7 protein-coding genes and 1 pseudogene are annotated in these 11,521 nt (G+C 57.9%); 4 read left to right on the forward strand and 4 right to left on the reverse strand.

The features are described 5' to 3' along the window. Positions 1 to 68: 68 nt before the first annotated feature. The 4 genes from NKH22_RS25570 to NKH22_RS25585 all read right to left on the reverse strand — a co-directional run bounded on the left by NKH22_RS25570 (position 69) and on the right by NKH22_RS25585 (position 5,960). Complete coding sequence (locus tag NKH22_RS25570) at positions 69 to 950, reverse strand: alpha/beta hydrolase (RefSeq protein WP_352911536.1); 882 nt, start codon at positions 948 to 950, stop codon at positions 69 to 71. A 128-nt stretch (positions 951 to 1,078) separates the two neighbouring features. Beyond that, positions 1,079 to 3,256 carry a CapA family protein gene (locus tag NKH22_RS25575; protein ID WP_352911539.1) on the reverse strand — a complete coding sequence of 726 codons (2,178 nt, stop codon included), beginning with the start codon at positions 3,254 to 3,256 and terminating at the stop codon, positions 1,079 to 1,081. A gap of 225 nt (positions 3,257 to 3,481) precedes the next feature. After that, positions 3,482 to 3,934 carry a hypothetical protein gene (locus NKH22_RS25580; RefSeq protein ID WP_352911542.1) on the reverse strand — a complete coding sequence of 151 codons (453 nt, stop codon included), beginning with the start codon at positions 3,932 to 3,934 and terminating at the stop codon, positions 3,482 to 3,484. A gap of 16 nt (positions 3,935 to 3,950) precedes the next feature. Further along, complete coding sequence (locus NKH22_RS25585; RefSeq protein WP_352911556.1) at positions 3,951 to 5,960, reverse strand: ATP-grasp domain-containing protein; 2,010 nt, start codon at positions 5,958 to 5,960, stop codon at positions 3,951 to 3,953. 411 nt (positions 5,961 to 6,371) lie between these two features. Here NKH22_RS25585 and NKH22_RS25590 point away from each other — a divergent pair, with 411 nt between their 5' ends. The 4 genes and pseudogenes from NKH22_RS25590 to NKH22_RS25605 all read left to right on the forward strand — a co-directional run. Beyond that, a complete protein-coding gene (locus NKH22_RS25590) occupies positions 6,372 to 7,952 on the forward strand; it encodes a hypothetical protein (protein WP_352911545.1) in 1,581 nt (526 codons plus the stop codon). A gap of 59 nt (positions 7,953 to 8,011) precedes the next feature. Next, positions 8,012 to 9,655 (forward strand): ATP-binding cassette domain-containing protein, encoded by a 1,644-nt coding sequence (locus NKH22_RS25595; protein ID WP_352911559.1) that lies wholly within the window; start codon positions 8,012 to 8,014, stop codon positions 9,653 to 9,655. After that, the gene (locus NKH22_RS25600) at positions 9,652 to 10,974 is read left to right on the forward strand and encodes an HlyD family type I secretion periplasmic adaptor subunit (RefSeq protein ID WP_352911547.1); all 1,323 of its coding nucleotides are present in this window, start codon (positions 9,652 to 9,654) and stop codon (positions 10,972 to 10,974) included. Before NKH22_RS25595 ends, NKH22_RS25600 begins: the two co-directional genes overlap by 4 nt. Positions 10,975 to 11,069: 95 nt before the next feature. Next, positions 11,070 to 11,428, forward strand: a pseudogene (locus tag NKH22_RS25605) (DDE-type integrase/transposase/recombinase); the annotation flags it as partial. Positions 11,429 to 11,521: the final 93 nt, after the last annotated feature.

Here is an 11,521-nt window from a genome sequence, read left to right on the forward strand (position 1 = left end):
ACTCGCGCTAGGCTATCTCGCTCATCGAGGTATCTACATCTTGCCGAGCTACAGGACCGCAGATCCCGCTATTTGAGTCCGAATGCGCTAGCTGCCTGATCCGAACCCAACATATCCATTGCCGAATGCCCGACGCCCGGCAAGATCACAAGACGCCAGTTAAAGGGCCACCCGTTGGCGCTCGCGACAGCTTGCGCTAACTCGTATGTGTACTGGCCCCGTTCCAGGCGTGTCGCTCCCTGGCGCATAGCGGCCGCGCCTTCGTTCAGCTCGGCATCGCCTGTATCCTCTTCTCCAAGATAGATCGTCAGCGGCAAGGCCAGATACGCTTTCATCTCCTCGATGGCTTGATCCGGCGTATAGACGCATCCCGAGGAGACGCAGCCGAGCCCGTAGGCCACGGATTCCGCCAGCGAGGGCAGAACATATGATGATGGGTTGGCAACCACCAATCTCTTCGCGTCGGCCAAGGCGAACGCGGCAACACGAGACGTAAATTGGCCGCCGGCGGAATGTCCGAAAAGGTAATACTGCGCGTTCGGCAATCCCTCTCGTGACCTCGCCCAGTTCACCAGGCCCTTCACATACCAGACGGTCCATCGTTCTCGCGGCTGAATAGCGCCGCTGTTGACGATCCCCCCACGTTGATAGCTCCAGCTTGGGAACCTTTCCAAGTCAAAGAGTGGCGCCATGACGATCAGGCAGTTTCGATCAGCGAGAGACTGCGCATAATCCCTGTAGGAAGACGCCGTTCGGCTCAACCCATGGAAGACGAACAGAATCGCGGGATTGCTGCAGCTCTTTGGGTGGTAGGTATAGACCGTCAGCTTCGTCCCGTTGATGGTTGCTGTGGTCGTACCCTTGCCCACCTTCCAGGCAAGCACCGGGCCTGAGTAAACCAGGCTGCAGGCCATCACCGCCGCAGTCAACAGACGGATTGGAAATCGCACCTGCCCCTCCTTATGACGATTGGCATGATGCCATAGTTCATTAGAGACTTCTAAACAAATCAAAACCGCCTGGGCGGTAAAGACTTCGTTTCAGTCATGGGGACTTGGCGCTTGCCGAAGGCTGGCCGTCAGCACGAGGGGATAGACAATTTGAGGCATCTGTCCTGGACATCGGCTACTGCACTGCCCAGTCCAGGCGACAAATCGAGCAGCCGATCGATCGTCGCCCGGCCGGCCGCCCCTCCCATTATTTTTGGTTGGTAGTCGAGGCGCGGATCTCTGTTTTGAGCGTAAACGGGGTATATATCCAGACCTATCTGCCGCGCACCAAAGTGGAAGCACGGCAAGATAGACTCACCCCGGCTGCTTCCCGACCCAAAGGCGAAATTGCCGACACTGTATAGTATCGGCCGATCTTTATAGATCTCGATCGGCTGGAGGATATGTGGATGGTGGCCGATGACGGCGTCGGCGCCGAAGTCGATAAACTGCCGTGCTTTCACGCGGTCTTGCTCGGCAGGATGGCGCTGGTATGTAATATCGCCCCAGTGCACCATCACGGCGATCCGATCGACCAACGGCCGCAGCCGTGCGAGATCTCTCTCGACGAGTTCGGGAAGATCCTGGGCGGAGCCCGGGAGGTCGTCACGAGCCGCCGTTCGGTCGTTCCAGTAATATCCGAGCAGTCCGATGCGGATATCCACGCCGTCAAAAATCGCCGGATCGTGGGCCGAGTTCTGGTCCCTACCGCCACCGTACGGTTTGATAGAATGTCGCTCCAGCGTCTCCAGCGTCTCAACTACGCCGCTTGGGCCGCAGTCCCGAATGTGATTGTTCGCAATGGTCATGGCCGCGAAGCCGGCGCGGCGTAAGACCGGGGCTGATTTGGGGTCGACCTTATATGAGTATTTCCGAGTGGTGTCCAACCGCTCGGATGTGGAGGCGAACGGTCCTTCAAGGTTTCCCGTTATTAGCGCGCTGCGCCTGAAGATCGGCTTGACCCAAGCGAGGGGGTAGTCTGGGCCGAACCTGCGAATACGATGGCGCATCCGCATGCCTGTCATGACGTCTCCCACTGCGGCGAGATGGTATGGGGCGGTGGTAGACGACGAGAGGAACAGTTCAAGTTGGTCCGGGTCGAGGAGATCGCCATCGTCCGGAATTATGACTTCCGGAAACTTTTCGCGAATTTTGGCAACATGGCGCTGCACGTCTAGAGAGCCGCTGAGGCGGTAAGGGAGAGGCGGAACTGACGGCGCGAGCAGCATGTCGGTCACAAGCGAACTAAAACCGATCCCGCGCTTCTCGAAGATCTCCCGGATCGGCGTTTTGTAAAGCCCGCCGGACGCCACGCTGTCCGTATGAAGAAGGCACGAGACAAAGCTGCGTGGTGATGATCTGATCGACCTGGTTTTGACCCGGGAGGGAGCGAAGGGGCTGTCAGAAAGTCGCCCAAGCTCCAAAAGGGCACCAACAACCAACTCCATGCAGGCAAATTCGTGCCCGAGAAATACTTTGTGCAGATCCCACATCGCCCCCGCGAGGGCTTGTGCGACCAGCGCCTCCTGCGGCTGCATCTCGTCATCGTCAATGCGGGTCTCATTGGCAAGGCTGCCCGCAGGCACAAACTCAGCATCGTGACGAGCGTGCCAGCACCCGACGTGGGGGCTCGATAGCATGGAGGCGGCCAGATAAGTGCTCACGGCATATTCAAGGGCACCCGGTCTGCTGAACGCGGCACGCGGTGCACGCAACCTGTCGGCCTGCACATCAGCGGTATGACGCACGACGTGAAGCCCGAACGCCTGGTATATTTTGCCGGCGTCGTGGGATGGGTCGCAGCGATAGGTGCCGCCTGAAATTCGTGGCAGCCACCCTTCCGCGGTGACCCCGTGCCCCGGCCCGAAAAGTAACTCTCCGCAAAGCGGAATTGAAAAGTCGTCGAGATTTTCCGTTCTTGCTGGGTAACGATATCTGGCCCCTTTGACCGGCACCCAGCTGCTGGTGTCCTCAGGACTGCCCGGTCGTGGGCTCGGCCGACGTGCATTGACGATCGCCCTGACTTTCGGCAGGGAGCCTATTCCAGATGAACGAAGTGCATCGTTGATGCGCTGGCTCATCAAGGAGACGTGGTAGTAGACGTTGACCTGGCCAAAGCCCGCGGCGGCCTCGCGGCTTTCCCATCCACCGCAATCGCCATCGCCGGACGGCTTGAAAGAAAAATTGCCATACTCGTCGGGCGACACCTCGCCCATCTGGCCAGTCGGCCAATCCTCTTCCATGCCTGGATGGCTGATGACGTCCACGTACCGCCCCCGCAGGCCCCGCCTTCCAGCGAGCTGGGAAAGATAGGGCAATTCGACGTCCGCCAGATACACGCGGCCGCCGGTGAAGTCCGAGTCACATGGCTCCCAGACGTAAACAGAGCCAGTCGCCATATTTACTCCCTTGTCGAGCTTGCTGCTTTCGCCGTCATGCCGTGCGCAAAGCAGTAACTGCTGCCCCGAGGTGCCTTCACCCTCGCTTTCCCGTCAATGCGTGTCTATCGGACTACTGTCTTTTTTCTTGTTCCCGGTCGACCCATTGCGGGCACCTGATGCGTCAGTAGCCTCGCCAAGCTCTCGCCGTGCATTGTCCAGCACTTCCGAGAGCGATCCCTCACCGATCAGCTTGAGTTCCTTCGCGACCACATTCGATTTTGTGAGCGGCCATTTGTTTAGGGACGCTGCGCGCACGAAGCCATACGCCGACGGCATGCGGACCATCAGCCAGCCCAGGTTCACCATCTCCGCAGTGAACTCCCGCACAAATTTTGCCCCCCCTATACGACGCCCGGTCAAGCGCCTGAATGTCTTGTAAGACATCCTTGCACGGGTTCTAGGCTCCCCCGCCTTGTTCTTGGTGCGTTGCAGGGCCAAGGCGACGAGTGCTGCCGCGTCGCCTTGCGAAACATTTGGTGTCGCAGTTGCTAAAACAGTATCCATGAACGCTACTCCCTTTTTACCTCAGCAGAGAAACTCCTGCCTGCTGCTGAACTCCATTTGCGTAAGGTCGATTCGATGGTGGCGACGCCACCTCATCGAACCATGCATCCCGTTTTGCCAGATACGAAATTGCCATTGCATGCATGGCAGCCTTGAGCTGCGGCGGTCGCGACGCAAACGTGGCAGGTTCCGCAACCAGCTCGCCAGATCCCGATGCAAGCGTCATCTTGGCTCCGGACCCATCGGTGCTCCACCGCATCGATAGAGCCAATCCACCGCGTTCTAGATGTCGCCGCAAATCAGGGCCAAGCTCAGTCTCGGCACTTGTCAGAATCAATCTTTCAACAGGCAGCGCCGACAACGCCTGGCGGGATACTAAATCCTCATTGTGGACTATAAAACAGCCCCGGTTACCGGTGTTCAAAACTGCTTTGGCCAGGTTTTTGAGAAGCTCGCAATTCTCGACGTCGGTCGCCGTCACCGACACGGCGTGGCAAGCGCCCAGACCAAGACCGTTCTCCGAGATTCTTGCTGGAGAAGCGGCATAAACCAGCGCTTCCAATAAAGGATCCCTGGCCAGCATTTGCGGTGTTGCTCGCTGGCTGAATTCTTGCGGTGCGGTGTTGATGTAGGCGCCTTTCTTCGACAAGAGGCCGATGCTCCGCCCCTCTGCCATGAACCGGTGCTCGATCGCTTTTGCCACCATGCTGGTATGCCGGTCGCCAAGGACGAGCACCGTGGCAACTTCCGATGAAGCCGGATCGTCGTACATATTGGCCAGGATTATCTCGCTCACATCCCTTGCCGTGCCGGCCCGCGGCCAAAGATGAAACTCGATCCCTGGTCTAGCGTTCACCTCGATGACAGTGCACCCGACATCTTTGTGAGATTGCGCAATGTCGGGCATGATCAGATCCAACCCGGCAATACTGAGCCCAATGACCCTGGCGATACGTTCACATAGCTTATGATTGTCCGGATGGACGGAGCTTGTAACGTCGACCGGTACGCCTCCGCGTGCGAGGTGACCGTTTGGTCGCAGAACCACCTGCTGCCCGGCAATCGGGATAGTCTCCATCGTAAGATGGTGCAATGACAGGTGTCTAAGCAGGTCGTCATCGATTTCCAGACGCGACAGACGCCTGCCGTCCCTGTCGGGTTCCCGATTCAAATCATCGATCAAGTGGCGCAGCGTTTTTTCGCCGTCGCCAGTAACCTGCGGCGGGCAACATAGGACTGCCGCCACGACACGAAAATCAACAATCGTCGCTCGATACTCCGGGCCGGCGATGAACTCTTCTACCAGCACGCCATACCGGTCAGACTGAGCCACCTGGCACGCTATGTAGAATGCGGCTTCAACAGCGCGGCGTCCCCGCAGCTTGACTGAAACTCCGCGCCCCTGATTGCCTTGGGCGGGTTTCACCACCACAGATTTGCCCAGCTGCTTGGCGGCAGCGACCGCCTCGGATTTGCTGCGAACCGTAAGCTGGCGCGGTACGGGCAAGCCGGCCTGCGCCAAAAGCCTGTTGCCCAGTCTCTTGTCGAGGGCCACTTTCGCGGACGCAAACGATGTCGAACCTGATATCGTTGAGAAGAGCTGCTTTTGGTTTTTGCCTTGGCCGAGACGAAGGTGGTTGCGCGCGACAAACTCGAACGGGATGCGGTTCCTCTTGGCGGCCGCAACCAGCACTGCGGTCGAATTTGAAAGTCGCCGTTTCTTTGCTCTTTCGAGGTTCGATTCCCGTGCGAGGGAATACTTCGATGTGGCATCCCCATCTCGCGTTGCCTCGCTGACCGCATGAACGACAGCCGCCGCGGCCGCGCGCGACATTTGCGGGTCGTCCGACTCCCAGACGATCACTGAATTGCTTTCGGACGGATCGCTCACCAACGTGGCCACAGTTGGAAACGAATAAAAATTCATCGCGCGGCGAAGCTCGAGGTCCGCGGCCAGGATCGCATCAGCAAGATACGAAGCCACCAAAGCATCCTGCTCGCACTCCGGAAAGAGACCGGAAAGCACCAATCGGACCTCATCAGTAAAACCGGACACGGGGGCAGTAGCCAGTTGCCCTAAATTCAGCGTCAATTTAACGACTGTATTCGCGTTATACACGTTGAGGCCGGATAGCGTCTTGAACCCGGTGATCTCAAACGGCTCTAATTCCCCAACTGGGCATACTATAGCCATACATTTTGCCCCCCGAATTAACCTTCCGTCTGCTTTACGAAAGGTTCCTGCCTCCATCGCTTGCGCGCAACCCTCAGTTATATTATGGTTAGCTAATGGTTAAGGCAACAAAAAAATAAAAGAAGGTTGGAGCCAGAGGAAAATAAATCTTAAATAATGTTTTAAATAAAAAGACTCGGACTGCGTAATTGAAGTAGCGTTGGGGTGGGTATCATGTCTGTTTGTAGAATTCAGCGCGGGCGCATGAAGAAAGCCAAGCGTTCGTTCGCGACTCGCCGGGTCGCGGCCTCGCATATGCGCACGTTGATCACAGGTTCCTTGCAGCCGGTCGCAGGCGATCTTGTCCTGGCTCGTGTGGACAAACTCGGCAATCACAGCAGATTGGAGCTGATCAACGGGAGAAAGGCGATCATGTTTCCCGGCGATGAGATAATCATCTGCTATGGAAACAGATACGCACCGGACCAGTTCGAAGCTGTTATTGGCCCTGATCTCGGACCATGTGACCTAGTGGCGGGGGGGGGCATCGCAGCGTGTGAGCTTTCCAGACATGATCGCATGATCGCGCCAACGAAGATCACCCCCCTCGGACTGATCGGGGACAAGTTCGGTCGCCGATTGAATGTTTGGGATTACAAGGTCAGCTCCGACGACCTTCGCCCCTCTCTGCCGATTGTCCTGTCGCTGGGAACATCCATGAACGCGGGAAAGACATTGACGGCGACGTCGTTGGTAAGAGGTTTCAAAAGAGCAGGGCTTAAGGTTGCCGCGCTGAAGATTACCGGAACCGGGTCCGGTGGCGACACCTGGATTGTGCGCGATGCGGGCGCTGACATCGTTCTTGATTTCACCGACGCCGGGTTTGCAACCACTTATCTTGCCTCGGTGGAAATGATCGAGAAGGGCGCTTTCCGCCTGCTGAACCATGCAGCCGAAAATGGATGCGACGTTGCTGTCATCGAGATTGCCGACGGGCTGCAGCAGAAGGAAACGTCCGAGTTAATTCTGGCGGAATCATTTCGCAGCATGGCTCTTGGCACGATATTCGCGTCCTACGACGCGATGGGTGCAAAGTATGGGGTGGATACGTTGCGCGCTGCCGGCCACAAGGTGCTGGCCATCAGCGGCAGACTTGGCCGATCGCCGCTTGGCGTGAGAGAGGCTGAGGAAGCTACCGGGCTGCATTGCTATTCGCCGTGGGATCTGCAGGATGGCGCGCTCGGTCCTGTGTTTAGGGCCCGCGCTGCGGAAAAACTGTCCAATGGACAGAGCAACAACCCGTACCTGCGGCGCATTGCGGCATCGTCGGAGGCAGCCATGCCGGTCGGCGTGGATCGAGCCCATTCTCATCAACTCCGGATTGATTTCTTGGCAAAGGTCGCGCGCGAGTTGATTGTAGCCGAACTGGGAGAAGTAAATGCCAATGGCAGTCTGGCGACGTGGCCCAGTCCATTCGGAAGCATCTTGGTCACTCTGCCTGAGCGGCCTTCCCAGGGTTCTATCCCCACATTCATGTCGGTGCAGGCGCCCGCGGAACTAGTAGAGGCAGCAGTGCTGGCAAAAAGCCGCGGTGCCCTCAAGTCGTCGCTCTGCGGCATCGTGCAGGCCCTCGGCTGCGCTCCGCTCCCGGCTGCCCGGATGTCCTACCTGCTGAACGAAACCTGGTCAATGTTTGAGGCGGCCGATCATCACGATAGACCTCTGCAAAACGCACTTGAGGCGCCGCCGTTGGATGCTCATGATGAAATTGATGCGGTGATCATGAATTTCTCTGGCCTCTTCAATGAGCATTCTGATCAGCACGCTCCCCTTGGACGCGCGTGAAAGACGGTGTCCCGATGAACACACGAGGCAGGCGTCGGTATAGCGGCCCCCTCAGCGAAATGTGGAGAAAGTCGATACCCGGCCTTGCGGCTCTGGTGGTATTCAGCGTGTCTATCAATGTTTTGCGCTTTGCCGGCCCGCTCTATCTCATACAGATATTCGACCGGGTCATCTCGAGCCGCAGCGTTGAAACCCTTGTCATCCTGACCCTGGCTGCCTTGCTCGCCCTGGTAGCCGGCGTCGCACTGGAAACCATTCGCCGTCGCATGCTTTCGCGTTGGAGCGTATGGATCGAGCACCAGTTGACCAGCCAGTCCGTGAAAGCCGGATTGACGTCAGGTGTCGCCAATCCGCCGTTGCTGGCCAGCATCGAGAAAGTCGCGGGCTTTATTGAGCGCGGGCTAACTCCCTGGTTGGACGTGGTTTGGGCGCCGATTTTCCTGTTGTGTGTGTACTTCATCCATCCGGTTCTCTTCCTGATCGCAATAGCAGCCACGCTTTTGCTGATTGGCTTGGGCCTGTTGAAAGAAAATTTCACGCGAGAGCCCCGCCAGGCGGAACGTGATGCCGTCAGGCAGGCAGAAGAGGTGTTGGTCTCGGCGGATAGGCATAGAGACGTTGTCAGCGCGTTCGCAATGGCGGATGCGATCGCTGGTCGCTGGGGCAGTCGCCGGGCGGACGGCTTCCTGCAACGAGACCGGCTTAATGCTTGGGGATCAAGCCTGGATGCCGCGATCCGGGTGCTAAATCGTAGCCTCTACATTATTCTGCTGGCCTCCGGCATATGGCTGTTCCTGAACGACCAGGCGTCGCTAGGGGGAATATTCGCAGCCCGACTCATAGCCAACTTCGCTTACAGGATGGTGGGCAAGGCGGTTGGGGAACTCAGAGGCCTTCGCGAGGCGCGCGAGGGATACGCCAAAATCAAGGCGGACCTGGCCAGGCCGTCGGACGGGGACCCGTCCTTGCTGCCCGGAACTCCGCGCGGCACACTAATTCTTGATGAAGTGGCGTTCAGGCACGCGGGATCGCGAGAAGACGTATTCAGGAAATTGTCGCTGTCGCTGGGGCCAGGCGAGTTGCTATTGGTCATCGGGCGCGCAGCGACCGGCAAGACAACGCTCTCCCGCCTCCTGATAGGCTTGCTCAAGCCACGAACCGGACAGGTTCGCCTGGGAGACATGAACGTCACTCGGCTTCCGGATTATATTAGAGCCGAGGCCATTGGCTATTTGCCACAGCAAGTCGAACTGTTCGAGGGAACCGTCGCCCAGAATATTGCCCGGTTTCAACAAAGCTCCATCGATGATGTGGTTTCTGCTGCAAAAATAGCAGGAATCCACCATGTTATTATTCGCCTGGGCCAAGGCTATGACACAGTGCTTGACGACACGATCGGGCTGTCTGGCAGCGAACGGAAACGGATTGCGCTTGCAAGGGCGCTGTTTCGCGCTCCGAGACTTATCGTTCTGGACGAGCCATTCGCCAATTTTGACAGTTCGTCGAGAAGGGCGCTTGAAGCAGCGGTGAAAGTCATGAAGGGATCGGGATGCTCGGTAGTCATTACCATGTCGGGACAAACCAACCGTCTTGTCGGATTGATCGACCGGACGCTGATCCTGGGCGGCCGAACGCCTGAGCTCTCCGATCCCACGGAGCGCGCGGTTCGTTCCGTGAAAACTGAGTTGCGGAGTGTAAAGTGACAGTCCCGCTCGCCGTTGGCGCCAAACAACCCGGAGACGATCCTGCGCCCTTTGGTAAGAACTTCATTGTTCTCGGTTTCGCGATAATCGCAATTTTTTCGACCCTGACCGGCATGTGGCTTGTTGCGGCTCCAATCCAGGGCGCCATTGTGGCCAATGGGTTGGTGGAGGTAGCCTCAAACGTAAAGACAGTGCAGCATCTCGAAGGTGGGATTGTATCCGAGATATTGGTTCAGGAGGGCGATCGCGTATCGGCAAGTCAGGTCCTGGTACGACTGCAGAGCACTGCTTCTACGGCCGCCGCGAACGAGATCAAGGCGCAATGGTACGAGGCGAAAGCTACCGAGGCACGGTTGATCGCCGAGAGAGACGGCAAGGACTCAATCGAGATTCCGCCAGAGTTAAAGGAGCCCGGTAAAATGGCGGCCGAGGCTGTTTCCGGCCAGGAGAGTATCTTTCGAACACGTCAGACCCTGCTTCGTGAGAGACTTTCCTTGCTGCAGCAAACGACCGGAAGCCTGCATAAGGAGATAGAGGGCTATGAAGGGCAGGTGGCTGCGGCCACACGGAAACTGGAGTTGATCGAGGAGCAGCTGGGCGATGTTCGTGCTCTGTATCAAAAAAAGCTGGTTGTAAGGACGCGCCTGACAGATTTGGAGACTGAAAAGGCGGATGTGGGAGGCGACCTGAGCGGCTATATCGCGTCAATTGGCGTTGCCAGGCAAAAAATGGAGGAGACGAAGTTCAAGATTGCTGAACTTAACGCATCCACGGCGGCCGACATTGTCGCTGAGCTTGGGGTGGTGCGTGCCAAGATATATGAATGCGCTCAACGAATAGCCGCCGCTGATGACGTGATGACAAGAACCGAGATCCGCGCTCCCATCGGAGGCACCATAGTGGGGCTCAAGATTCACACCATTGGCGGGGTAATAGCAGCAGGGGATCCTCTGATGGATATCGTGCCCGTCGACGACAACTTCGTCGTGATTGCCAACGTGGACCCGCTTGACGTCGACCAGGTGAAAGTGGGGCTGCACGCGACCATCTGGCTCAGCGCGGTGGGCAGGCGGTATCAGCAGCCCATGAACGGTGATGTCCGCACCCTTTCAGCAGACCGGCTGGTCGATCCGCGCACTGGCAAGGCATTTTATGCAGCTCGCATCGCTCTGACACCTCAGTCCCTGAAGGCGACGCCCGTGGCATTGCAAGCCGGAATGAACACACAAGTGATGATCGAGACTGGAGCGAGGTCAGCATGGGAATATCTTAGCGCTCCGGTCTACGCTGCCATGGGTCGGGCTCTGCGCGAACAATAGGATTGGCTGTCGGAGCAGCCGCCTTTGGGGTGGGATTGTGAGCGGTGCGCAAGCTCAGCGCCTCCACATCTCAAAAGATAGCGTGCACCTGCAGCAAGTTCGGCGCCGACCGCGCCAACCGCAAATGGGTGACCGACGTGACGGAGTTCAGCCTGGCCGGCGACAAGCTCCCCCGGTCATGGATCTCTACAATGGCGAGATCGTCGCGTTCGAGACGGCGCGGCGGCCACGCTTCAAAATGGTGGACAATATGCTGACCAAAGCCCTCGCCCGGCTTGGTGAGAACGAAAGGCCGATCCTGCATTCCGATCAGGGATTGCAGTATCAGATGTCGGCATTCCAACGCAGGCTGGAAGCCAGAGGCCTCCAACAGAGCATGTCACGCAAAGGCAATTGCCTCGACAACGCCCCAATGGAGAGCTTCTTTGCCATCCTCAAATCCGAGCTCTTCCATCCCGGAACCGTACGCATCCGGTGAAGACCGCAGACGTGCGCATCCGGCAGCCAGGAGAACCTGAGCACCGGAGTGCTGGGGTCAAGCTTTCTT

Source organism: Mesorhizobium sp. M1252 (assembly GCF_040318265.1).
Taxonomy (GTDB): domain Bacteria; phylum Pseudomonadota; class Alphaproteobacteria; order Rhizobiales; family Rhizobiaceae; genus Mesorhizobium.

Excerpts from the sequence above, each read along its gene's own strand:
- NKH22_RS25580 (WP_352911542.1), bottom strand. The coding sequence starts at position 3,934 with ATGGATACTGTTTTAGCAACTGCGACACCAAATGTTTCGCAAGGCGAC.
- NKH22_RS25590 (WP_352911545.1), top strand. The coding sequence starts at position 6,372 with ATGAAGAAAGCCAAGCGTTCGTTCGCGACTCGCCGGGTCGCGGCCTCG.
- NKH22_RS25595 (WP_352911559.1), top strand. The coding sequence starts at position 8,012 with ATGTGGAGAAAGTCGATACCCGGCCTTGCGGCTCTGGTGGTATTCAGC.